The organism is Pandoraea sp. (genome assembly GCF_041919235.1).
Taxonomy (GTDB): Bacteria; Pseudomonadota; Gammaproteobacteria; order Burkholderiales; family Burkholderiaceae; genus Pandoraea.
Genome location: NZ_JAYRUC010000005.1, coordinates 1 through 25,373 on the forward strand (window position 1 = coordinate 1; position 25,373 = coordinate 25,373).

14 protein-coding genes are annotated in these 25,373 nt (G+C 64.2%); 6 read left to right on the forward strand and 8 right to left on the reverse strand.

What is annotated here, in order from left to right:
• Both ACE3UG_RS04990 and ACE3UG_RS04995 read right to left on the reverse strand, forming a co-directional pair.
• The coding region (locus ACE3UG_RS04990) for an autotransporter-associated beta strand repeat-containing protein (protein ID WP_374620476.1) at nucleotides 1-7,726 on the reverse strand (7,726 nt) is incomplete at its 3' end.
• Nucleotides 7,727-8,342: 616 nt separating this feature from the next.
• Nucleotides 8,343-9,476: a 2-aminoethylphosphonate--pyruvate transaminase gene (locus ACE3UG_RS04995; RefSeq protein ID WP_374620478.1), complete on the reverse strand. Its 1,134-nt coding sequence runs from the start codon at nucleotides 9,474-9,476 to the stop codon at nucleotides 8,343-8,345.
• 414 nt (nucleotides 9,477-9,890) lie between these two features.
• Between ACE3UG_RS04995 and ACE3UG_RS05000 the strand changes: the two genes are divergently transcribed.
• The 5 genes from ACE3UG_RS05000 to ACE3UG_RS05020 all read left to right on the forward strand — a co-directional run bounded on the left by ACE3UG_RS05000 (nucleotide 9,891) and on the right by ACE3UG_RS05020 (nucleotide 16,179).
• The gene (locus tag ACE3UG_RS05000) at nucleotides 9,891-10,607 is read left to right on the forward strand and encodes a phosphonate utilization associated transcriptional regulator (RefSeq protein WP_374620481.1); all 717 of its coding nucleotides are present in this window, start codon (nucleotides 9,891-9,893) and stop codon (nucleotides 10,605-10,607) included.
• Nucleotides 10,608-10,711: 104 nt separating this feature from the next.
• Nucleotides 10,712-11,965: a phosphonoacetate hydrolase gene (gene phnA, locus ACE3UG_RS05005; protein ID WP_374620484.1), complete on the forward strand. Its 1,254-nt coding sequence runs from the start codon at nucleotides 10,712-10,714 to the stop codon at nucleotides 11,963-11,965.
• Between the two features lie 102 nt (nucleotides 11,966-12,067).
• Nucleotides 12,068-13,522: a phosphonoacetaldehyde dehydrogenase gene (gene phnY / locus ACE3UG_RS05010; protein WP_374620487.1), complete on the forward strand. Its 1,455-nt coding sequence runs from the start codon at nucleotides 12,068-12,070 to the stop codon at nucleotides 13,520-13,522.
• A gap of 340 nt (nucleotides 13,523-13,862) precedes the next feature.
• Complete coding sequence (locus ACE3UG_RS05015; protein WP_374620490.1) at nucleotides 13,863-15,671, forward strand: Na/Pi cotransporter family protein; 1,809 nt, start codon at nucleotides 13,863-13,865, stop codon at nucleotides 15,669-15,671.
• Complete coding sequence (locus ACE3UG_RS05020; protein WP_374620493.1) at nucleotides 15,631-16,179, forward strand: phosphonate degradation HD-domain oxygenase; 549 nt, start codon at nucleotides 15,631-15,633, stop codon at nucleotides 16,177-16,179. Before ACE3UG_RS05015 ends, ACE3UG_RS05020 begins: the two co-directional genes overlap by 41 nt.
• Here the strand turns inward: ACE3UG_RS05020 and ACE3UG_RS05025 are convergent.
• The 6 genes from ACE3UG_RS05025 to uvrA all read right to left on the reverse strand — a co-directional run bounded on the left by ACE3UG_RS05025 (nucleotide 16,173) and on the right by uvrA (nucleotide 23,712).
• A complete protein-coding gene (locus ACE3UG_RS05025; protein WP_374620496.1) occupies nucleotides 16,173-17,210 on the reverse strand; it encodes a hypothetical protein in 1,038 nt (345 codons plus the stop codon). The genes ACE3UG_RS05020 and ACE3UG_RS05025 overlap by 7 nt on opposite strands.
• Nucleotides 17,211-17,472: 262 nt before the next feature.
• Nucleotides 17,473-17,871 carry a RidA family protein gene (locus tag ACE3UG_RS05030; protein ID WP_374620498.1) on the reverse strand — a complete coding sequence of 133 codons (399 nt, stop codon included), beginning with the start codon at nucleotides 17,869-17,871 and terminating at the stop codon, nucleotides 17,473-17,475.
• Complete coding sequence (locus ACE3UG_RS05035; protein ID WP_374620501.1) at nucleotides 17,868-18,848, reverse strand: threo-3-hydroxy-L-aspartate ammonia-lyase; 981 nt, start codon at nucleotides 18,846-18,848, stop codon at nucleotides 17,868-17,870. Before ACE3UG_RS05035 ends, ACE3UG_RS05030 begins: the two co-directional genes overlap by 4 nt.
• On the reverse strand, nucleotides 18,845-19,519 hold the full coding sequence (locus ACE3UG_RS05040) for a transcriptional regulator (protein WP_374620503.1): 675 nt from the start codon (nucleotides 19,517-19,519) through the stop codon (nucleotides 18,845-18,847). Before ACE3UG_RS05040 ends, ACE3UG_RS05035 begins: the two co-directional genes overlap by 4 nt.
• A 182-nt stretch (nucleotides 19,520-19,701) precedes the next feature.
• A complete protein-coding gene (locus tag ACE3UG_RS05045; protein WP_374620506.1) occupies nucleotides 19,702-20,730 on the reverse strand; it encodes an AI-2E family transporter in 1,029 nt (342 codons plus the stop codon).
• A gap of 117 nt (nucleotides 20,731-20,847) precedes the next feature.
• Entirely contained in the window at nucleotides 20,848-23,712 is a 2,865-nt protein-coding gene (uvrA, locus tag ACE3UG_RS05050) for an excinuclease ABC subunit UvrA (RefSeq protein WP_374620509.1), read from the reverse strand.
• Nucleotides 23,713-24,140: 428 nt separating this feature from the next.
• On the opposite strand from uvrA, the gene ACE3UG_RS05055 reads away from it, so the two are divergent.
• Nucleotides 24,141-25,364 (forward strand): MFS transporter, encoded by a 1,224-nt coding sequence (locus ACE3UG_RS05055; protein WP_374620512.1) that lies wholly within the window; start codon nucleotides 24,141-24,143, stop codon nucleotides 25,362-25,364.
• Nucleotides 25,365-25,373 lie beyond the last annotated feature (9 nt).

A 25,373-nucleotide genomic window follows, 5' to 3' on the forward strand; every position in this document is an offset into this window, starting at 1 on the left:
GGCCGCGGCGCGGGGGGCGCGCCCCCGCGCCGGCGAGGGCGAGCGTCACGCCGTTGTTCAACGCTACGTTGTTCGCCAATACGATGCCACCGCCGTTCGTCAGGCCCTTTCTCAAGGGGACTCGCGCGCCGGCGAGGGACCCCGCAGTGAGTGTGGCGCTGCCGTTCACGGTGAGCGGGCCGGTACCGAGTGCTGTACTACTACCGACGGACAGCGTCCCGGCATTGAGTGTCGTGCCGCCGGCGAACGTGTTCGCCGCGCCCAGTGAGAGTGCGCCGCTGCCGTTCTTGACCAGACCGCCCGCGCCCGACAGCGTGCCGTTGAAAATGTGATTCCCGCTGTCGCCGGTGATCAGCCCGCCGCTGCCGAGGACCAGTTGCGTGCCCACGTCGGCGGCGAGGGAGGCGAATGCCAGCGGTACTGACGAAGCGGACGCATTGAACGTCGATCCCGCATTGCGCAATGCCAGGCCACCGCTGCTGCTCACTTGTCCCGACGCACCGAGCGCCAACGTGCCGGCCGTGACAGACGTAATACCGGAGAAGGCGTTGTTCCCTCCGAGCGTCACGGTTGCGATGCCTTGTTTGGTGATACCGCCCGTGCCGTTGATGACACCGTTGAACGTGCTGTCCGCCTCCCCGCCGAAGGTGAGCGATTGCGGGCCGAGCGCCACGGTCGCGCCAGCGGCGCCGTCAAGACCTGCAATGACAACGGGGGCCGAGGCCTGTGTGATGTTCAACGTGGTTCCGGCGACAAGCGAAACGTCGTTGGCCCCCGAGAGCGCGCCGCCCGCGCCGATCGCGAGGGCGCCGGCGGCCACGTCGATCGTGCCGGTGAAGGCGTTTTGTCCGCTCAGCGTTTGCGTGCCCGACCCGGTCTTGACGATGCCGCCCGCCCCGGTGATCGCCGCTGTCAGCGAGTGGTCGGTGCCGTTGCCGAACGTCAGGGTATTGCCGCCAAGGTTCACACGAGAGCCAGTTCCCGAGAGCGTCCCGAGCGTCTGATTTCCCGCCGCGGATATATCGAACGTTGCGTTGCTGCCTGCCAGAACCACATTGGCACCGTTCGTCAACTGGCCCGACGCCCCGAGGGCAAGCGTGCCATCGGCGACGGTCGTGGTGCCGGTGAATTGTTGCTGACCGACGAGCGTTTGCGTTCCCGTGCCTTGCTTGACGATGCCACCCGCGCCGGTAATGGTGCCGCTCACGGTATGGCTCGACGCATCGCCGAACGTGAGCGTGTTGTTGCCCAGCGCGACGTTCGTGCCCGTCTGTGTGGTGAGTGCGCCGACCGCACGGTTGCCGTTGGCCCCTGAGATGTCGAACGTTGTCCCCGGGTTCTGCAAGGTGAGCGCACCCGACGCCGACATCGTGCCGGTCCCGCTCAACGCGAACGTACCCTCTTGCACGACCGTCCCGCCGGTGTACGTATTCGTGCCGGTCATCGTCTCGGTTCCCGTGCCGACCTTGACAACGCTGCCGGTGCCAATCACGCCGCCGCTGAACACCTCGTCGATGTCGTTCGTGCCGACTTCGAGCGTATTACTGCCCATATTGATGGAGCCGCCGCCCATGAGCGCGCCGAACGTCTGGGTGCCGTTGCCCGCAGACAGATCGAATATCGCCCCTGTCGCAACGTCGACGATCCCGTTGGAGTCGAGGCTCGCCCCCGCGCCGAGTGCCACCGTGCCGGTGTTGATGGTCGTGGCGCCCGCGTAGGTGTTCTGACCGTTGAGCGTCAGCGTTGCGCTACCGTTCTTCGTAATGCCGCCCGCACCGGTGAGCGAACCGTTGAGTGTGAGAGGGTTGGATCCGACGACGTCGAGATTGCCATTGAGCGTGATCTGATTGCCCAACGTGGTGGCTTGTGTCGAATCGAGCGAGGTTCCGTCGGCGAAAGTCGTTGCCCCCGTCCCCAATGCAGTGTTGCTGCCGACCGAGATGCCACCGGCCTGAACGCTGACGCCGCCACCGAAATCGTTGTTGCCCGTCAGTGTCTGCACACCGTTGCCAAGCTTGACGAGGCTGCCGCCGGCACCGTGAATGTTCGACGCCAGTGACTCGCTTGCGCCGTCGTTGAGCGTCAGCGCGGTATTACCGAGGTTGACGGTGCTGCCTGCAACCCCCGCGATCGACGCGACAGCCTGGTTGGGGCCTGTCGAGATGTCGAGTACCCCGGTCGCACCGTCGAGGGTCACGGCCTTTCCACCCAGTTGTGTGCCGTTGCGCAGGGCGACGGTGCCAGCGTCGATATGCACGTCGACGGTCAGCGCAGCACCGCCATTGAAGGTTTGCGTTCCGCTACCCTGTTTGACGACGCTGCCGGTGCCGTTGAGCGTGCCGCTGAACGTCGCGTCGGTTGCGCTGCCCAGCGTGAGCACCTGAGCGCCCGCGTTGACCGTGCTGCCTGCCGCGCCGTCCAACGATCCGATGACGGGCGCGGTGGCAGCGCTCACATCGAATGTCCCGCCGGACGCGAGCGTCACGTTGTTCGCATTGGACAATGTGCCGCCCGCGCCCAGCGCGAGCGTGCCGCTGTCCACGCCGACATTGCCCGTGAATGTGTTATGTCCGGTCAGCGTCAACCGTCCGCTGCCGTCCATGATGAGTGCGCCGGTCCCCGAGATGGCGCTGGCCAGCGTGGCGGTGTCGTTGTTGCCTGCGCGCAAGGTGTTACCGCCCCCGAGCACCACACTGCCGCCACTTCCCGAGAGATTCCTCAGTGACTGATTGCCCGCTGCGCTGATGTCGAATACTGCGCCAGACCCCGTCAATGCAACGGCCGCGCCTGCGCCCAGATTGCCCGTCGCCCCGAGGGCGAGCGTGCCGTCGGCGATCGTGGTGGTTCCGGTGTACTGCTGCACGCCGAGCACCGTCGTCGTCCCGCTGCCTTGTTTGACGATGCCGCCGCTGCCACCGATGATGCCCGCGACGGTATGGCTCGTCGCGTCGCCGAAGGTCAGCGTGTTGCTGCCGAGTTGAATCAGGGTGCCGGCATCTGCGGTCAGCGCACCGACCGTTCTCGGCCCGTTGGCGACGGACATGTCGAATGTCGATCCGGCGTTGGTCAGGGTGAGGGCACCGTTCGCCGCGAGGGCGCCCGCGCCGTTCAATGCCAGCGTGCCCGCCTGCACGACAGTACCGCCCGTGTAGGTACTTTGCCCTTCGAGCGTTTCCGTGCCGGTGCCGATCTTGACGACCGACCCCGTGCCGGCGATGTTGCCGCTGAAGATGCCGTCGTCGGCACTGCCGATCTCCGTGAGCAGGTTACCGATGTTGACGGTCCCTGCCCCGTCGATGGCGCCGATGACCTGCGTTCCGTTGCCGGCTGAGAGGTCGAGCGTCGCGCCGGCGGCGACGTCGATGGAGCCCTGCGCGTCGAGCGACGCGCCCGCCCCCAATGCCAGGGTGCCCGCGTCGATCGCCGTCGGTCCGGTGTACGTATTGCTGCCGCCCAGTGTCAGCGTCGCCAGCCCGGCCTTGGTCAGCCCGCCTGTGCCGGACAGCACGCCATTGAGCGTGAGATCGTGATTGCCGAGCACCGTCAATGTGCCGGTCATGCCGACACTGTTGCCGAGCGTGACCGCTTGCGTGCTATCGAGGCTGATGTTGCCGGTGAGGGTCAGCGCGCCCCCGCCGAAGGCGTGATCGTTGCCTGCAACGAGTCCGCCCCCGTTGACGGAGATGCCTCCCGAGAAGTCGCTGGCGCTCAGGAATGTCTGCGCGCCGCTGCCTGTCTTGATGAGCGAGCCGGTCCCGTGAATCGCGCCGGAAAACACTGCGTCGGTGATACCGCCGAACGTCAGATCCTGTGACCCGAGCGAGATGGCGCTGCCGGACACGCCGTTCAGCGTGCCGATGATCGTGGCGCTGCCGCCGCTGATATCGAACCCGCTGTTCGAGCCGCTCAGCGTCAGCGCGTTGCCCCCCTGAAGCGACCCGCTGCCGCTGAGTGCAATCGTCCCATTGGCGATATCGATGCCGCCGGTAAAGCCCTGAGGTGCCGTAAATGTCTGCGTGCCTGAGCTCTGCTTGACAACGCTGCCCGTGCCGGTCAGCGTCGCTGCCAACAACTGATTGCTCTCGTCACCAAAGATCAGCGTGTTGGCGCCCAGAGCAATCGTGCCCCCGGTGCCCGAGAGCGCGCCGACGGTTTGCACGCCGGAGCCGCCGCTGATATCGAACGTTGCCGCCGGACCGATCAACACAAGCGCTCCCGGCGTGGAGAGCGAGCCACCGGTACCGAGCGCGAGTGTGCCATCGGTGATGGTCGTGCCGCGCGTCCATGTGCCTGATCCGTCCAGCGTCAGCGTCGCCGCGCCTTCCTTCTGCAGTGCGCCGTCTCCCGACACGCCCCCCGTCAACGTCAGATCATGATTTCCGCCGATGGTCGATGTTCCGTGCAGCGTGATGTTGTTGCCAAGCGTCATCGCCTGGGTATTGTTGAGCGACGTCTGATCGCCCATCGTCACCGCGCCGGTGCCGATCGCGTTCGCGTTGCTCAACTGCAGGCCGCCGGCGGAGACATTGATTCCGCCGGTGAAGTCGCTGGACCCGGTAAGCGTCTGCGTGCCGTCGCCCTGTTTGACCAGCGAGCCTGTGCCGTGAATGCTGCCGTTGAATGTTTCACTGGAGCCGTCGCCGAAAGTCAGCGTGTTCCCGCCGAGCAAGACTTGCCCTGTACCACCGTTGATCGATCCGATGGTTTGCGCGCCTGCGGCGCTGATGTCCAGCGTGGTCGCGTTGCTCAGCGTGACGGCGTTCTGCGGAGACAAGCCGCCACCCGCCCCGACGGCGAGTGTCCCGCCGCTGACCACGATGCTCCCGGTGAATGTCTGCTGCGCCGAAATCGTCTGTGTGCCCGTGCCCAGCTTGACGATGCCCCCACCGCTACCGGTCAGCCGCCCGCCGAAGGTCTGATTGCTGCTGTCGCCAAAGGTGAGCGTGTTGCTACCAAGGCTGATCGTGCTGAACGCGGCCCCGGACAGCGCGCCGACGGTCTGGTTCGCGCCGTTGCTGATGTCGAATGCCGCACCGCTTGCCAGGCTGACGGGGTTGCCGGAAATCGTTCCCGTACCGCCGAGGGCCAGCGTTCCGTCCGTGATGCTGATCTGTCCCGTGAAGCCGTTCTGTCCGGTCAACGTTTGCGTGCCGGCCCCCCGTTTGACGATACCCCCCGTGCCATTAATGCTGCCCGCGAAGGTGTTGTTGGCGCTGTCGCCGAGCGTGAGCGTGTTGCCACCCAATGTGACCTGACTGCTGGCCGTGCCGATCAGCGAGCCGATCATCTCGACCCCGGCGCCGCTGACATCGAAGGTGGTGCCGTTCGCGAGTGTTACGACGTTGCCGTCGGTTAGTACGTTGTTACCCTGAAGGGTGAGTTGCCCCGCCGTGACGCCAATGCCGCCGGTGAACGTTTGCGATCCGGTAAGCACGAGCGTGCCCGAGCCTTGCTTGACGATCCCGCCTGAGCCCGAGACCGTGCCGCCGAATGTCGAATTTCCGGCATTACCGACGGTCAGCGTCTTGATGCCGAGCAATATCCTCGATCCGGTCACTCCGGAGAGCGTACCGAATGTAGTGCCTGCGGCCGAGGAAAGATCCAACGTCGCCCCGTTGCCCGTTAGCGCAAGCGGCGTGGTGTTGGCAAACGCGGCGCCCTGAAGCTGAAGCGTGCCCGCCTGAACGGTGATGCCGCCGCTGGCCGAACTTGCGCCGGTCAGCGTCATCGTGCCGGAACCTTGTTTGACAAGGCTGCCGCCGCTGCCGGTAAACGCCCCAGCGAACGTTTGATTGGTTGCATCGCCGAACGTCAGGGTATTGCTGCCCAGGGCGATCGACGCACTCCCGATACCCGTCAATGCGCCGATGGTTTGTGCTGCCGCCTGAGAGATATCGAACGAGGTGCCGCTGCCGAGCAGCGACACCTCGCCTGTGCTGGCGAGCGAGCCGCCCGCGCCGAGCGCGATGCCACCCGCGTTGATCGTTGTGCCACCCGTGAAGGTGTTCGCACCGGTAAGCGTTTGCGTGCCGCTGTTCGCCTTGATGATACCGCCCGTGCCGCTGATCGCGCCGGCGAACGTGCTGCCCGCATTGTCGCCGACCGAGAGGTGGTGGCTGCCGAGGAGGACCTGCGTGTTCGTCACACCCGAGAACGCGGTAACTTGCCGGTCGCCGTCTGCGTTCGACATATCGAAGACGGCCCCGCTCCCCGTGAGCGCGAGCGGCGTGCCCCCGATCAACAAACGGCCGCCCCCGGATAGCGCAAGTGTTCCCGCTGCGATATTGATCCCGCCGCTGAAAGAGTTGTTGGCGGTGAGCGTGACCGTCTGCGCGCCCTGTTTCGTGACGCCGCCACTGCTGGAGATCGGTCCGGAAAGGGTGAGCGGCGCGCTGCCGCCCAACGTCAACGTGCTGCCGCTGCCGATCGTGATTCGGTTCGCGAGGGTGAGCGGAGCATTGGCATCCAGCACGTTGGACGTGCCGGAGACCTGTAATGTCCCGCTACCGAGCGCGGTGTTGCTTCCGGCGATCAGCGTGCCGTTTGCCAGTGAGGTGCCGCCTGAATATGTGTTGGTTCCCGAAAGCGTCACGTTGTTCGTGCCAGCCAGTGACAGGCCGCCGCTACCGCCGAGCGTGCCGCTGAGGGTGAGCGGATTCGTACCGGACACCGTCAGCCCGTTGGTCCCGAGTGTGATCGGTAGCGCAATGCTCAACCCCGCGCTGGCGGCCTGCACTGCGCCGCCATTGGCGGTGAGCGAACCGGTGCCGAAGCTGCCGGGGTCGTCGAAGATGGCGAGGCCGCCGCTGAGCACCGTCGACGTGACGGCCAGCGGCCCGTGAAGCGTCCAGGTGCCGCCGTTCAAGGTCGCTTGCGAGAAGTTCAGATAGCTCGCGCCGTTGAGCGTGCCGGTGCCGGTCGTCGTGGCGTCGTTTGCGGTATTGCGCAGCACCAGCGCGTTGTTGCCGCCCGCGCCACCGTCGATCACGCCGGCGGCGGCGAAGCCGAGATTGAATCCGGTGACGGGCAACGCGCCGATGCCGGTACTGCCGCCGTCGTCGAACGTAGAACCGGTGACGGCCGTGTACGTATTGGTGCTGTTGACCCCGAGCGAGACGCTGCCGCTCAGTGCGCCCGCGTTGGTGAACGTGTTGCCTACGCCGGGCGTTCCGCTCGCCTCGAACGCGATACGTCCCAGCACCGTGCCCGTGTTGCTGAAGTTGACCACCCCGCCGCCATACATCGCCGCCACGGGCGCGCTGCCGGTGCCGATGGGCACGACGCCGAGCAGCGGTGTGGCGCCGAGCGTGCCGCCGTTGTTGACGACGGTGATGCCACCGGTGGTGTTTTGCACCGTCAGCGCAAGTCCGGTCAGCGCCGGCAGGTTCACGCCGAGAATGCCCACCGTGCCGCGCATGATGGCGTTGTTCGTCACCGTTTGCGTGCTGCCGCCGGCGTTGCTGTTGCCAATGACCGTGCCGCTCGAGAGGATGCCGATGCCGCCCAGTAACGAGGGATCGATGGTGCCGCTGTTCACCAGCGTCACGTTGCTGCCAGTGAGCGACATCGCTGCGCCGCCGATGCCGAGCAACACGCCGACCCCCGCACCGCTGTTGACGTTGACCTGCAAGCTGCCGGTCGCATTGGCATACGACGGCGCCAGCGGGTTGGCTGCACCGCTGCATGTGACAACATTGCCCGCCGTCGAGCAGGCCGCCCACGACAAGGTTGGCGCCGCTGCCCCGAGCAACGCGACACACGCGAGGCAAACACGCGTGAGAGCGAGGGACAGAGACGGGGATGAGCGAGCGACGCGGCGGGCACGGCGCACACGCGATGCCGGCGCGCCAGTGCCTTGGCGCGCCGTCTCCGGCGCGGGGACGAAATCGACGCGGCAATGCCGCCAAACCAATCGGTAGAGGTGGTTATTCATCGTGCTCCGGTTCCAAATGACGTGGCGTGCAGCAGGGGGGAGCGTGCGCAAGAGGAGCGCACGCCCTTTGAGGGCGACATTCGGGGGGAGGCGACGAAAGCGGCGCACGTAAGGTCGGTGGACCCAGAGCGCCGCATCGTTTCAGTGTCGGACGAAGCGCCAATGCGTGCGTTAAGTCCGGGGTAGTGTAGGAAGCGCGATGGGCAAGCGCCCGGCGTGCATCGGTGACGGGGCCTATCGAAAAGCGGCCGCCGATGTGAGATTTCGCCCTGGAATCAAGGTTGCGCGAACCATCGGGCGAGGCCGTAGCGGCAGCGGAAGAAGTGCAACGTTTCGGACGATTCCCTAAATCATCGGAAATCGACGACGCAGAACTGTGTCGGCCACCCGTCCACGGGTGACCGAACGATCATGCTGCGCGCGTGAGCGGTGAGACTTGCCGGATACCGAGCGATGCCAGCGACTGCGCAATTGCCATGGCGACGTTGCGCATTTCGTTGTCGTCGACGGCGCCAATGCAGCCGACGCGAAAGGTGTCGATCTGCGTGAGCTTGCCCGGATAGAGGACGTAGCCGCGCTCGCGCACCGCCGCGTAGAAGGCCTTGAAGTCGTACTTGCTATCGGTTGGCGCATGGAACGTTACGATCACGTGAGACTGGACTTCCGGCGCGAGGAACGGTCTGAAGCCGAGCGATGCCATTGCGTCGAGCAACGTTCGGCAGTTCTTTTGGTAACGTTCGCCGCGTGCGGCTTGCCCGCCTTCCGTAAGGAACTGATCGACGGCGGCACGCAGCGCAGCCACGACGTGCGTCGGTGGCGTGAAGCGCCATTGAGTGGTCTTCTGCAGGTAGGTGTACTGATCGTGCAGATCCATCGCCAGCGAATGGCTGTTGGCGGCGCTCGCTTCGAGTACCGACTTCTTCGCAATGACGAAGCCCATGCCCGGCACGCCTTCGAGACATTTGCCGCTCGCGGCGATCAGGGCGTCGAACGGCATCGACCGCACATCGATTTCCACCGCACCGAACGAGCTCATGGCATCGACGATGAGTCCCTTGCCATGCTTTTGGCAGACCTGCGCGATATCGGCGAGCGGATTGAGCACGCCCGCGCTGGTTTCCAGATGCACCTGCGCCACATGTGTGATGGAAGGATCGCGTGCGAGCGCTTCATCGATGGCGGCAGCGCTGACCGCCTGATCTTCCGGCACGGGCAGGGCGATGGCGTCGCGCCCGAGATAGCGGCAGATCTTCAGAGTGCGCTGACAATACGCGCCGTTATCCGGCACGAGAATGCGCGCGCCGCGCGGCGTGAGCGTGCCGATGGCCGCTTCGACCGAGAATGTGCCCGAGCCTTGCAACGGCACGCAGACATACGCGTCGCCGCCATGCACGATGTCCACGAGATCACGGCACAACGACGCGGTCATATCGTTGAACCGGGCGTCCCACGAGCCCCAGTCGCGCAGCATGGCCTGCCGCGTTGCCGGCGACGTCGTGAGCGGGCCGGGGGTGAGCAGTATCGGTTCCTGTCCGAGAATCATGGGCGCCTCCTATCCGGCGGGAAAACACGTGAGCAAGCGAGAAAGACGAACGCGTCATCGACCCTGTCGACGTGACGGTGGATGCCTTCCTCAGAACCATATTTTGCATATTATTGGCAATTTATGTCATTTTATTGACATCGGAAATCGCTTGTCATCTGCTCGTCAAATACTCGAAATAGTATTGAAGTATTTGATTTTCATGGTTTTTATTTCTCGCTTGTGCCCGAGAATTCGGAGATGTTGCGAAGCTTCCCCATAACGTCGAAGTTTATTTGTTGACAATCTACAAATCACCGTGCTTGAATATCGAAAAGCACAAATAAGCGCTTGATGCCACAAATTGCCACGGATGCGCGTCTAAGCCATGACGTCATGAGCGAGCACCCGCGCACAACGACAAGGAAGACCGGCATGACCCCGAAGCCCATATCGCCCTCGGCGATCGAGTTGTTGCAGAGTCAGTCGCTCACCACGCTCGTCCAGCACGAGATCGAGCGCCAGATCGTCACGGGCATGCTCACGCCCGGCACCAAGCTCAACGAGATTGAAGTGGCCGGCCGGCTGGGCGTGTCGCGCGGTCCGGTGCGCGAGGCGTTTCGTGCGCTTGAAGAGGCGGGCCTGCTGCGCACCGAGAAGAATCGCGGGGTGTTCGTGCGCGTCATCTCGCTTGAGGAAGCCGAAGAGATCTACACACTGCGCGGCGTGCTGGACGAATACGTGGCACGCACATTGGCCGAGACAATCACGTCGGCGCAGCTCACGCGCTTGCGCGAATCCGTCGAGGCAATGCACCGCGCCGTGACGGCGGGCGACAGCGAGGCGTACTACCAGCTCAATCTGGCGTTTCACGACGCGCTCGTCGAGATGGTCGACAACCGCAAGCTGCTCGAAACCTATCGGCGGCTGGTCAAGGAACTGAGCCTGTTCCGTCACGAAGCGCTGACGGGCGACACGTCCGCGCCGCCGAAGTCGGAGCGCGAGCACCGCGACATCGTGAGCGCGATTGCATCGCGCGATCCCGAGCGTGCGGTGCAAGTCACGCGCGAGCACTTGTCGCGAGGCCGTACGCGCATTCGCGACGCGCTTGCGCGCGCACCCGGCACCCCAGCGCAGGCGAAAGCCGGCTGAAGGCATGTCGATGTTGTCATGCGAATGACCCGGCCGCCGGTTGGATGTCGCCTCGCAGGCGATGCCATCGGCGGTCAACCGAGTTGCTATCAAGGAGACCCGACGTGAACCCGCCCGTACAGATTCAGGTGAACGGCCGCCAATATCGGCTGCCGCAACAGCCGACCGTCATCGTATGCGTCGATGGCTGTCAGTTCGAGTATCTCGAAGCCGCCGCCGCCGCAGGCGTCGCGCCCTATCTGAAGCATTTGCTTGCCGATGGCGCAGTCTTCCAGGGCGATTGCGTCGTGCCGTCGTTCACCAACCCGAACAATCTCTCGATCGTGACCGGCGCGCCGCCTGCCGTGCATGGGATCTGCGGCAACTACTTCTTCGACGCGGCGGCCGATGGCGGCCGCGGCGCGGAAGTCATGATGAACGATCCCGCCTATCTGCGCGCGGGCACCGTGCTCGCGGCGGCGGCCGATGCGGGCGCGAGCGTTGCTGTCGTGACGGCGAAGGACAAGCTGCGCAAGCTGCTCGGCCATGGCATGAAGGGCATTTGCTTCTCGTCGGAGAAGGCCGATCAGGTCACGCTCGCCGAGAACGGCATCGACGATGTGCTCGGCCTCGTCGGCATGCCCGTGCCGGACGTCTACAGCGCCGCACTCTCGGAGTTCGTGTTCGCCAGCGGCGTGCGACTGCTCGAGACACGTCCCATCGACCTGATGTATCTCTCGACGACCGACTACGTCCAGCACAAGTGGGCGCCCGGCACGCAGGGCGCGAATGCCTTCTACGCGATGATGGACGGATACCTGAGTCGCATGGACGCGTTGGGCGCGATCATCGGCCTGACGGCGGACCACGGCATGAATGCCAAGCACGATCCCCAGACCGGTCGGCCCAACGTCATTTATCTGCAAGATCTTCTCGACGACTGGCTCGGCAGGGGCGTGCAAGCGGGTGGGGCGCGTGTGATTCTGCCGATTACCGATCCGTACGTCGTGCATCACGGCGCGCTGGGCTCGTTTGCCACGATCTATCTGCCGCATGACGTGGACCGCGTCGCCCTGCGTCGGCGCATTGCCGCCCTGCCGGGCATCGAGGTGGTGCTGAGCAACGCCGAGGCGTGCGCACGCTTCGAGCTGCCGCCCGATCGCGTAGGCGATCTGGTCGTCGTGAGCGATCAGTCGGTCGTATTGGGCACGAGCGCGAGCCGTCACGATCTGAGCGGGCTTACCGTGCCGCTGCGCTCACACGGCGGCATCTCGGAGCAGACGGTGCCGCTGCTGTTCAACCGCAAGACCGAGGGCATTCCGGGCAAGGCGCGATTGCGCAACTTCGACATTCTCGACGTGGCGCTCAATCACGTCTGACACCGCATCGCCAGGATTTGCCATGAGAACCAACGGCACGCAACCCCCTGAACGGTTGCATCGCCGGCCCCCTGTCCAGTGGGATACGCTGTGGAGAACCCCATGAACGCGCCGCACAAGCTGCACCCCGAGTTCCGCGCCGAAGCGCTTCGCATCGGTGGCGAGAAAGTGACCCGCGAACGGATCATCGAAGTCTTCAATCCTTACTCGGGCGATCTGGTCGGCACGGTGCCGAAAGCATCGCTCGACGACGTGCGCCGCGCGTTCTCGATTGCCAAACAGTACCGCTCGACGCTCACCCGCTTCGAGCGCGCCAATATCCTCGAGAAGGCCGCTGCGCTGCTGCGCGAGCGTACCGCCGAAGCGGCCGCAATCATCACGATGGAGTCGGGGCTGTGCAAGAAAGACGCCGTCTACGAAATCGGCCGGGTGGCCGACGTGCTCGGCTTCGCCGCCGGCGAGACCCTCAAGGACGACGGGCAGGCTTTCTCGTGCGACCTCACGCCGCATGGCAAGCGGCGCCGTGTGGTGACGCAGCGCGAGCCGCTGCTCGGGGCGATCTCGGCCATCACGCCGTTCAACCACCCCATGAATCAGGTGGCGCACAAGGTGGCGCCGTCGATTGCGACCAACAACCGCATGGTGCTCAAGCCATCGGAAAAGGTACCGCTCTCGGCCTACTACCTGGCTGACACGTTATACGAAGCCGGGCTGCCGCCAGAGATGCTGCAGGTCGTGACGGGCGACCCGATGGAGATTGCCGACGAACTCATCACGAACGAGAACATCGACATGATTACGTTCACGGGCGGTGTGTCGATCGGCAAATACATTGCTTCGAAGGCGGGCTATCGTCGCATCGTGCTGGAGCTCGGCGGTAACGATCCGTTGATCGTGATGGAGGACGCAGACCTCGATCGCGCGTCCGACTTGGCGGTGCAAGGCTCCTACAAGAATTCCGGCCAACGCTGCACGGCCGTCAAGCGGATGCTCGTGCATCGTGACATCGCGGCGCAGTTCACCGACCTCGTGGTGGAGAAGACCCGTGCGTGGAAGTACGGCGACCCGGCCGACGATACGAACGACATGGGCACCGTCATCGACGAGGCGGCGGCCCGTCTGTTCGAGGCGCGCGTCAACGAGGCGGTGTCGCAAGGCGCACGCTTGCTCGTGGGCAACCGGCGCGAAGGTGCGCTGTATTCCCCGACCGTCATCGACCGCGTCGATCCGACGATGACCGTCGTTCGCGAGGAGACCTTCGGGCCGGTGTCGCCGATCCTGACGTTCGGCAGCATCGACGAAGCCATCGCCCTATCCAACGGTACGGCGTTCGGTCTATCGTCCGGCGTGTGCACGAACCGCCTCGACTACGTGACGCGCTTCACCAACGAACTTCAGGTCGGGACGGTCAACGTCTGGGAAGTGCCGGGCTATCGTATCGAACTGACGCCGTTTGGCGGCATCAAGGATTCCGGCCTGGGCTACAAGGAAGGGGTGCAGGAGGCGATGAAGAGCTTCACCAATACCAAAACCTTCACCTTGCCATGGGGCGTCTGAGGTCGATTCGCTGACGTGGATGGGGGGGGGGCGGCAGAGCGGCAAAATCGGCCGGCAGGCGGCATGCCGTCGCCGGTTGAACGGGGCTGTCACCCTTACGCAACAAGGCTGAGCGGAATCCTGGCAAAAATTGTGACAAATTCATGACACGATTGTTGCGCGGGTCGTTTTGGTGTACGGTGTACCGATTGGGGATACGCATGACGCGTGAACTTCATACGCATCCCGACGCCAGTGTTGGACTGACGCGGGATGCCGGTTTGGCAAACCAGTGGGCGCGTCATGTGGGCGGCGCAGGGCGCTGCCCGTCCCGTCGACAACAAGATCACGGAACACTGGCATGCTGACTCTGCTCAACCTTCTCTCCGGCGTGGCGATGCTGATCTGGGGCACGCACATCGTGCGTACCGGGGTCCTGCGCGTCTATGGCGCCGATCTGCGGCGCATTCTGTCGCACAGCATTTCGAATCGCTTCCTTGCGTTCGCGGCCGGGGTACTCGTCACGGGGCTCGTGCAGAGCAGCAATGCGACGGCGCTCATCGTTTCGTCGTTCGGCGCGCAGGGCCTGATCGCGCTCGCGCCCGCGCTGTCGATCATGCTGGGGGCGGATGTCGGTACGGCGCTCATGGCGCGAATTCTGACATTCGACCTGCACTGGCTCTCGCCGTTGCTGATCTTCTTCGGGGTGATCTTCTTCCTGTCGCGCAAGCAGACGCGGGCTGGCCAGCTCGGCCGCGTGGCCATCGGGCTGGGGCTGATCGTGCTGGCGTTGCAACTGATCGTGAGCGCGACCACGCCGATGACCGAAGCGGCCGGCGTCAAGGTGCTGTTCGGCTCGTTGACCGGCGACGTGATGCTGGACACGCTGATCGGCGCGCTCTTCGCGATGGTGTCGTACTCGAGTCTCGCGGCGGTATTGCTTACGGCGACGCTGGCGTCGTCGGGCGTAATCTCGCTCAAGGTGGCGCTGTGCCTCGTGATCGGCGCGAATCTGGGCAGCGGCATGCTTGCCATGCTGACGTCGGCCGGGCAGAACGCGGCGGGCCGTCGCGTGGTCTTCGGCAGCCTCATCTTCAAGTTGGTCGGCTGCCTGGTCGTGCTGCCGTTCATCGACTATGCGCCGAGGCTTGTGAGCTGGCTCTCGGACGCACCCGCGCAAGCCGTCGTCAATTTCCACGTGCTCTACAACCTGGTTCGCTGCCTGGTGTTCCTCGCATTCACGCAGCCGATGGCGCGCCTGTGCGTTCGGCTGCTCGCGGAAAAGCCCGAGGCCGACGGCGTCACGCGTCCCCGCCACCTGGACGAGAGCGCGTTGGAGATGCCGTCAGTTGCGCTGGCCAACGCGACGCGCGAAACGCTGCGCATGGGCGACCTCGTCGAGCAGATGCTCAACGGTTTGCTCGACGTCATTCGCAGCAACGACGTGGCGCGGGCGCGCGAGACGCGCCGGATGGACGACGACGTCGACCATCTCTACACGGCGGTGAAGATGTATCTGACACGCGTATCTCGTGAAAACCTGAGCGAGCAGGACAGTCGCCGCTGGACGGACATCATTTCTCTTACGATCAATCTCGAGCATGCGGGCGATATCATCGAGCGCATGGTGACGGAGGTCGAGGAGAAGAAGATCTCGCACAAACTGTCGTTCTCCGAGGCGGGACTGCAGGAGATCTGCGATATGCACGCGCGGCTGGTGACGAACCTGCAACTGGGGCTTTCGGTGTTCCTGAACACCGACCTCAAGAGCGCGCAACGGCTCATGGCCGAGAAGGAGAGTTTCCGCGATCTGGAGCGCGCCTATTCGTACACGCACCTGAACCGTCTGGCGGGCCAGTCGGTGCAGAGTATCGAGACGAGCTCGCTGCATCTGGACATCATCAGCGACATGAAGCGTCTGAATTCGCTGTTCTGCTCAACGGCGTACCCGGTGCTCGACGACGCGGGAGCGCTGCGCAAGAGCCGTATGCGAGACAAGCCGAAGGACGGCAAGGAAGGCAAGGACATCAAGACGCCCAAGGAAACAAAGGTGTCGAAACTGGTGGCGTTTGCCGATGCCGCGACGGCCGCCACCGCAAGCATTCGCGACGACAACGAGAGTTCACACGATGGCCCTGAGCCTTCCGGACATCCGCACCCTGTTCGATAAATTCGGCTCGCTTGCCTACAGCGGCGAGCCCGTGACCCAATTGGAGCACGCGCTGCAAAGCGGCGCGCTCGCCGAGCGCGACGGGGCCGACGAGGCGCTCGTGGCCGCCAGTTTCCTCCACGATCTCGGCCATCTGCTCAATCTGCAGGGGGAGACGCCCACCGAGCGTGGCATCGACGATCTGCACCAATACTTCGCGCTGCCGTTCCTGCGACCGTTGTTCAGCGACGCGGTGCTCGATCCGATTCGCCTGCATGTGGACGCCAAGCGCTGCCTGTGCGCCATCGATGCCGAGTACTACGGCAAGCTCTCGCCCGATTCGATACGCAGTCTGGCGTTGCAGGGCGGGGTGTTCAGCGATGAAGAGGTGAAGTCGTTCCTCGCGCGCGCGCATGCCGACGCAGCGCTACGGCTGCGTCGCTGGGACGACCGCGCGAAGGTCGCCGGCATGCCGACGCCTTCGCTCGATCATTACATGAAGGTGCTGGAACGCGTGTCGCTTCAGTGAGGCAGGCGTGCGCGCCAGCTTGCGGGGAGCTGTTTCAGTACCCGTGCGCGCGCCGGCTGCCAGAATGCCGACAGCAGCAAGAGCGTGCTGCCGACAGCGACGGCGACAACGGCTAACGCGTGCGTGTCTTGCGACGTCACCAGCAGGTTGAGAATCGCGACGATCACATAGAGCAGCGACGACATCATGAGCGCACGACGGTCGATCGCAAGCGATATTCCGGTCAGCAGCACGAAGACGGCGATGGCTGCGACGGGATGCGCCGGCATCAGCATCCAGAAGATCGGGTGCGTGACCATGCATGCCGCGAGCAGATGCAGCCAGAACGCGACGTCCGAGCGGAAGGTGGTGCGCTGCGTGTCAGCGGCATCCCAGCGCAGTGCCCAGACGAAGATCGCGAGCCCGCCGACGATGCTCACGACGCTCATTGCGCCAATGAGGTTCTCACCGACAATCACGACGAAGAGCCAGGTCAGGCAGACCGCGCCGCCGATGCCCATCGCGATTGTGACGGGTACCCGGAAGCGTCGCCAGTACATCACCGTGCCGATGCCGATGCCGATGTAACTCGCGATGAGCGAAAAGAAGATTTGAGCGCCGAGCGCAAGCCCGTGCGCCTCGGCAGGAATCTGCGTCGTGTCGCTGAGTCCGTGCACCCCTTGAATGCTGATGAAGCCAATACTGGCGAACGCAGCGATAAAGCCAAAGCTATAGCACAGCGCGGGCAGCGCCATGCGGCGGCGGCGAACGAAGATCTCGGAGAGTCCCCAGACGACGGCTGCATAAAGCAGTGCGGAAACCCACGGCGGGAGCGCGCGGGTCAGCCACACCGTGCCGAACGTGAGCAGCGCCGACGCGACAACGACGAAGACGTCGTTGAAGCTGGTGATCAGGCGCATCGGCTCGTCATCGACGCGCGTTTGCTGCGCCGGATTGGAGATATCGCTTTGCAGGGCTTCGGGCGACGCTGACACACCCAAGGTGGGCGTGGGATCGGCGGAAGCTTGCGGAGAAACAGGTGGCGTCGTCATGGGCAATCGGAATGGACCGGCGCCGAGCGCCGCGAACACGCATGCTGCTGCGGTACGGGGCAGACGCCAGTCTTTCAAAAGACCCCAGAGTAGCGAGGTTTGCGGGAGATGGCTACGCACGGGCGGCTTCTTTTGCCTATGTGCGCTGACTTTTGGGAAATTGTCCGGCAAATAGCCGCGATATGCGCCCTTTTTTGAGGGCATCGCGGCATATTGGGGCGACGCCCCCGCACCAGGGCGCTGGCAAACGACACGCCAACCGTCAGCCGGCCAACGCCGTCGCCTCGACCTCTACCGCCACGCCATGACTGAGCGCGGGGACGGGCACAACCGCGCGAGCCGGTTTCGCGTTGCCCGCCCAGGCGGTGTAGACCTCGTTGAATGGCCCCCAATCGTCGACGTTCGTGATGTACACGCGCACTTGCACCAATCGGTCGATGCGCGTGCCGCACGCGGCAAGAATTGCGGCGACGTTATCCAGCGCCTGCTTCGCCTGCACGGCGAACGGGGCGCCCACGAGGCGTTCGCCTTCGGGCGTGATTGGCAACTGGCCCGACACGAAGACGAATCCTCCGGCACAGACGCCGTGCGAATAGTGGCCGCGCGGCGGCTGCAATGTCGCTACGTCGACCCCTTTGATGTCCTGTTCCTGCCCGCTCATACGGCTTCCCCCAGAATCAGCTTGGCGAAGCGTGTCATATCGACGTTGCCGCCCGACAGAATGACGCCCACGCGTTTGCCACGAATATCGACCTTGCCCTGCAGCGCCGCTGCGGCTGCAAGGCAGCCGGTCGGCTCTACCACGATCTTCATGCGGCTCGCGAAGAACTGCATGGTCTGCACGAGCTCGTCGTCGGTCACGGTCACGATGTCGTCGACAAGGGCGCGGATCACTGGGAACGTGAGTTCGCCGAGATGCTGGGTTTGCGCGCCGTCGGCAATCGTGCGCGGCGTGTCGATGTGCACAATCTTGCCGGTGCGAAAGCTCTGCTGCCCATCGTTGCCGGCCGCCGGCTCTACGCCGTAGATCTCGATCTCCGGGTTCAGCGCCCGTGCCGCGACGGCGCAGCCCGAGAGGAGACCGCCGCCGCCTAGACATACCAGGAGGGTGTCGAGTTCGCCCGCGTCTTCGATCAACTCCTTGGTTGCCGTGCCCTGGCCCGCCATCACATGCGGATGGTCATAGGGCGGAATCAGCGTCATGCCGCGCTCGTGCGCGAGGCGCTTGGAAAGCGCTTCGCGATCTTCCTTGTAGCGGTCGAACAGAATGACTTCCGCGCCGTAGCCGCGCGTAGCGTCGATCTTCATCTGCGGCGCGTCCTGGGGCATCAGAATGACTGCCGGCACGCCGAGTTCGCGTGCGGAGAGCGCAATCGCCTGCGCGTGGTTGCCCGACGAGAACGCCAGCACGCCGCCGCGCTTTTGCTCGGCCGTGAACTGCGAGATCGCGTTGTAGGCCCCACGGAACTTGAAGGCCCCCATGCGCTGGAAATTCTCCGCCTTGAAGAACAGCGTGGCGCCGGTCATGGCGTCGGCCGTGCGAGACGTCAGGACGGGCGTGCGATGCGCGGCTTCGCGAATTCGGTCGTGGGCGGCGACGACGTCGCCATAGGTAATCGCCAGCGGGGGAGTTGTCATGAGGTGCCTTTCGGGTCGCAGAGGTAGGTGTAGACGGTCGAGCGCGCGATCCCCAACACGCGCGCAATTTCAGCATGGGCGTGACGCAGGTCGAGCAGGCCGCGTGCCTCGATGAGGCGGATCGCTTCACGGCGTTGCGTGAGCGTCAGGCCCTGCGGCGTGGTGTTGCGCTGCGCGGCAAAGTCGGTGATGAGCGAGACGATGTCGTCGAGACGGCGGGGCGCGAGCGTTTCACGCACGGGCGTCGGCGCATCGCTCGACACGCTCACCAGTTGTTGCACGCTCGCGGCGGCCGCGGCGAGCATCGAGATGTCCATGTTCAGGCAGATGGCGGCGACATACTCGCCGCGGCTGTTCTTCAGTCCAATGGACGTACTCTTCGCCGGACGTCCGTCGGGAAAGCGGTTCGCGTAGTTCGCAATGACTTCGGGAAACGTCGGGTCCGCGATGCGCGCGAGGCCCATCTCCGTGACGGCGTCGCCGGGCTTGCGTCCGGACAAACGGTTGGCGATCGCCACGATGGCGTGATCGGGATCGGTCAGGTCATGCAGCACCACTTCCACGAGCGGCGCGAACGTCTGGCCTAACGCCTCGACGATCTTGCGTCCTTCACGCAACAGCAAGGTGTTTTCGTTGAGCTTGCCCGCAGGCGGAGATTGGATCGATTTCATGATTTGACATTATGTCACTGGGTGACGAAATGTCAAATCGCATCTAAAAAATAGGCCCGGCGCGGGCACCGTCCGATGGGGACCCCATGGGCGGTGCGAGGCGGTCGGGCAATGGGTCGGGCAATAGGTCGGGCAATGGGTCGAGCAATGGGTCGAGCAACGGGTCGGGCAACGGTCGAGACTCAGACGAGTTGCTTGTCGGCCAGTTCGCCCTTGAGATAGCCGTAATAGATGGGCGCGGCGACGAGTCCGGGCAGTCCGAACGCGGCTTCCATCACGATCATGGCGAGCAGCAGTTCCCAGGCGCGCGACTGGATCTGCGTGCCGACGATGCGGGCGTTCAGGAAGTATTCGAGCTTGTGAATCACGATCAGGAAAGCCAGCGCGGCGATGGCCACATACAGCGAGACGGACAGGCCAAGCACCACGATGAACGTGTTCGAGATCAGATTGCCCACGACGGGCAGCAGTCCGACGACGAACGTCACCACGATCATGGTCTTGCGCAGCGGCAAGTGCACGTCGAACAGCGGCAACACGCCGAGCAGGAAGATCGCGGTAAAGGCGGTGTTGATCGCCGAAATCTTGACCTGCGCGAATACGATACGGCGGAAGGCGTCGCCGAACAGCGTGACGCGGCGGGCGAGCGCGGCCGCGAGTGGGCGCATGCTGTGAACGGGCCGGATCGACGAGAGGGCGACGAGGGCGCCAAGTACCAGGCCCACCACGATATGCACCATCGCGTTGAGCGCTTCCTTGCCAACGAGCGACATCTCCTGCGTATGGTCTTTCAGGTAGCCGGTGATCGTCTGATGCATGTCGTCACTGCCGACGGGCAGGCGTGCTGTGATCCACGCGGGCAATTGCGCACGCGCCTGCTCGATGACTTCCATCATTCGGCCGTTGAGGCGCTCCAGATGTCCTGCGTCGCTGCGAAAGAAGGTGATGATGCCGAAGATGAGCGCCGTCATCAATGCAACGATGACCGCCGACAGGAGGGCAACGGCAACCAGCCGGGCGCGCTCGCTCGAGATGCGCAGTTGCAGGCGTGGGCCGAGCATGTGCACGAGTTGATAGACGATCATCCCGGCGAGCACCACCGAGAGCAGACGAACGTGGAGAATCAGCCAGAGCGCCAAGGCGGCCAGGACATAGCTCGCCAGTTCGATCCAGAGATCCCGATCCGGATTCCAGCCAGAGCGCGGTTCCATGCAACGACGTCTCCTTCCAAAGGGATTACGCAGTGACGACACGAGCGGCGCGTCCAAGACGCCCAAGACGCACGCGCGTGCGTGGCGTGGGCAATGCGCTCACTCCACTCACTTCAGTCACTTCACTCGTGCGAGCAACGGTGCGAGGTACTTGCCGGTGAAGCTCGCCTTGTTCGCCGCCACTTGCTCGGGCGTGCCCTGGGCGATGATCTGCCCGCCGCCGGCCCCGCCTTCGGGCCCGAGATCGATCACCCAATCCGACGTTTTGATGACGTCGAGATTGTGTTCGATGATGACGACGGTATTGCCCTGATCGCGCAGCCGGTGAATCACCGTAAGCAGCAACTCGATATCGTGAAAGTGCAGCCCGGTCGTGGGTTCGTCAAGAATGTACAGCGTTCGGCCGGTGTCGCGCTTGGAGAGTTCGAGCGAGAGCTTCACACGCTGCGCCTCACCGCCCGAGAGCGTGGTGGCCGACTGACCGAGGCGGATATAGCCCAGGCCCACGTCGAGCAGGGTTTTGAGCTTGCGCGCCACGACCGGCACGGGCTTGAAGAACTCGTGCGCTTGCTCGACCGTCATGTCGAGCACCTCGGAGATGTTGCGTCCCTTGTACTGGACTTCGAGCGTCTCGCGGTTGTAGCGCTTGCCGTGGCAGACATCGCAAGGCACATACACGTCTGGCAGGAAATGCATCTCGACCTTGATGACGCCGTCGCCCTGGCAGGCTTCGCAGCGTCCGCCCTTCACGTTGAACGAGAAACGCCCCGGATCGTAGCCGCGTTCCTTGGCCGCAGGCACGCCGGCGAAGAGTTCCCGGATCGGCGTGAACAGGCCCGTGTACGTCGCCGGGTTGGAGCGCGGTGTGCGTCCGATGGGGGACTGGTCGACATTGATGACCTTGTCGAAGTGTTCCAGCCCTTCGATCTGGTCATACGGCGCTGGCTCGGCGGAGGAGCCGTACAGGTGCCGCGCGACGGCGTGATACAGCGTGTCGTTGATCAGCGTCGACTTGCCCGAACCGGACACGCCTGTCACGCAGGTCAGCAAACCGACCGGCAGGTCCAGATTGGCGTTCTTGAGGTTGTTGCCCGTCGCGTCGAGAATGCGCAGCCGGTCGTCGCCAGGCGCGTGGCGCTCGGCGGGGACTTCGATACGCCGTGCTCCCGACAGGTACTGCCCGGTCAGCGATTCCGGTGACTGCTCGATCTGCTCGGGGCTGCCTTGCGCGATGATCCTGCCGCCGTGAATACCAGCACCGAGCCCCATGTCGACGACGTAGTCGCTGGCGAGAATCATGTCCTCGTCGTGCTCGACCACGATCACCGAGTTGCCGAGATCGCGCAGATGCTTGAGCGTGCCGATCAGGCGATCGTTGTCGCGCTGGTGCAGGCCGATGGAGGGTTCGTCGAGCACGTACATCACGCCGGTGAGGCCGGAGCCGATTTGCGAGGCCAGACGGATGCGCTGCGCTTCGCCTCCGGAGAGCGTATCGGCGCTGCGCTCCAGCGAGAGGTAGTCGAGACCGACGTTGTTCAGAAACGTGAGGCGCGCGACGATTTCCTTCACGATCTTGTCGGCGATCTCACGCTTGGCGCCGTGCAGCACCAGTTCGTGGAAGTAGCCGAGCGCCGCGCGCAGCGGCAGGTTGCCGATCTCGTAGATGGCTCGCGCCTGCTGGCCTTCCCCCACTTTGACGAAGCGCGCTTCGCGGCGCAGCCGGCTGCCTTCGCAATCGGGGCACGCGCGATTGTTCTGGTACTTGGCGAGTTCTTCGCGTACGGCAACGGAGTCGGTTTCGCGATAACGCCGCTCCAGATTCGGGATGATGCCTTCGAAGGCATGTTCGCGCACCGACGTACGGCCCTTCTCGTTCACATAAGTGAAGGGAATGGTTTGTTCGCCGGAGCCATAAAGCACGATTTTCTGCGTGGCTTCCGGCAGGTCCTCGAAGGGCGTGTCGACGTCGAAGTCGTAGAACGCCGCGAGGCTTTGCAGCATTTGGAAATAGAACTGGTTGCGGCGATCCCACCCTTTGATCGCGCCCGAGGCGAGCGAGAGCGCCGGGAAGGCGACGACGCGCTTCGGGTCGAAGAACGTCATCTGACCCAGCCCGTCGCAGGTGGGGCACGCGCCCATCGGATTGTTGAACGAGAACAGACGCGGCTCGAGTTCCTGAAGCGAGTACGAGCAGACCGGGCACGCGAACTTCGAGCTGAACACGTGTTCCTTGTCGGTGTCCATTTCCAGCGCAATGGCGCGGCCGTCAGCCAGGCGCAGTGCCGTCTCGAACGATTCCGCGAGACGCTGCTTCAGATCGGCGCGAACCTTCACGCGGTCGACGACGACGTCGATCGAGTGTTTCTCCGTCTTCTTGAGCTTGGGCAAGGCTTCGATGTCGTAGACGCGTGCCGTGCCTTCGTTGGCCGCGCCGCCCCCCGAGCGAATGCGAAAGCGCACGAAACCCTGGGCCTGCATCGACTCGAAGAGATCGGCGTGCTCGCCTTTGCGATCGACGACGATCGGCGCGAGGATCATGAGCTTGGTGTCTTCGGGCAGCGCGAGCACCGCGTCGACCATCTGCGAGACGCTTTGCGATTCGAGCGGCAAGCCGTGGTCGGGGCAATAGGGCGTACCCACGCGGGCGTAGAGCAGACGCAGGTAGTCGTGGATTTCGGTGACCGTGCCAACCGTCGAGCGCGGGTTGTGCGATGTGGCCTTTTGTTCGATGGAGATCGCGGGCGAGAGGCCCTCGATCAGATCGACGTCGGGCTTTTCCATCAGTTGCAGGAACTGGCGGGCATACGCCGACAGGCTCTCGACATAGCGACGCTGGCCCTCCGCATAGAGCGTGTCGAACGCGAGCGACGATTTGCCGGAGCCGGACAGGCCGGTGATCACCACGAGTTGGTGACGCGGCAAGTCGAGATTGACGTTCTTGAGGTTGTGGGTACGAGCCCCACGAATACGAATGGTTTCCATTGACGGTTCCGGGTCGTCGCCGAGGAATCCGCGCGGCGAATTGTCGCGGGGCGGTTTCCGGCCCCCAAGAGACCGAGTTTCCCGGCACGTCGCGTCGCGCCGGCGCGACGTTGGCCGGGCGTCGATGCAGTTGGCGGCGGGAGCGGTCGGGCGGGCCGCTGGGGGGAAATCAGGGCGGCTAAACCTGCTAATATACCTAAGTTTGATGGCTGGGGCTGATCCGGCTGACGGGGCTGTCTTGGGCGATACGCCGGCCTGACGCATAGGTGGGGGCAAAGCGTCCGCTTTCCAGGGGGTGCCCGGCCGAAATCCGGATGCCATCGACGCGCCCACCGGGGGGCTGACCTGCCGCGCGAGCGGGCTGTCATCATCAGACGATTCCGAGGCAGAATGATGCCGCGCACGTTTTTTCCATCTCTCACGACGTAATGTCCACCGATTCCGTGACTTCCGCTTCCCCTGCCACGACCGGCGGCCGAGGTGGCCGCATGACCCCGCTAGAAGTGCGCGCGAGTGCATCGCTTGCAGGGATTTTTGCGCTGCGCATGCTGGGCCTGTTTCTGATCATGCCGGTCTTCTCGGTGTTCGCCCAGACGATTCCGGGCGGCAACAATACCTTTCTTGTCGGACTGGCGATCGGCATCTATGGGCTGACGCAGTCGCTGCTCTATATTCCGTATGGATGGGCGTCGGATCGGCTGGGGCGCAAGCCGGTCATTGTGTTCGGTCTGATCGTGTTTGCGATCGGCTCGCTTGTCGCGGCGCTGGCGCATGATTTGACGTGGATCATCGTTGGCCGGGCGATTCAGGGCGCCGGGGCGATTTCTTCGGCCGTGATGGCGTGCGTGGCGGATTTGACGAGCGACGCGAACCGCACGAAGGCGATGGCGATGATCGGGGGCAGCATTGGCGTGTCGTTCGCGGTGGCGATTGTGTGTGCGCCGTTCCTGTACCACTGGCTGGGCATGAGCGGGTTGTTCTCGGCGATTGGCATTCTGGCTGTGCTGGCGATCTTCGTGGTGGTGTGGGTCGTGCCGACGCCGCCTGTGCATCCCAAGGCTGGGCCGGCTCCGTTCTCTGAGGTGCTGCACAACCCGGAGTTGCTGCGTTTGAACTTCGGCGTGTTCGTGCTGCATGCGACGCAGACGGCGCTCTTCGTCGCGATGCCCCGCATGCTGGTGGCGGCGGGGCTGCCGGTGACGCAGCACTGGGAGGTGTATCTGCCGGTGATGGGGTTGTCGTTCGTGGCGATGGTGCCGGCGATCATCGCGGCTGAGAAGCGGGGCAAGATGAAGGCGGTGTTGCTCTCGGCGATTGCGCTGGTGGCGTTGGCGCAGGCGGCGCTGGGCGGATTGCCGCCGACGGTGAGCGTGATTGCGGTGGTGCTGTTTGTGTACTTCCTGGGCTTCAATGTGCTCGAGGCGTCGCAGCCGTCGCTGGTGTCGAAGCTGGCGCCGGGGCAGCGCAAGGGCGCGGCGGTGGGTGTCTACAATACGACGCAGGCACTTGGGCTGTTCTGCGGCGGGGCACTAGGGGGTTATCTGATGACTCACTACGGTCAAAACGCAATATTCGTGACATGTGCCGTCGGCGCTTTCGTGTGGCTTATAATCGCCGCACCGATGAGGACGCCAGCGCCTCGTCAATCCTGATCGGATTTC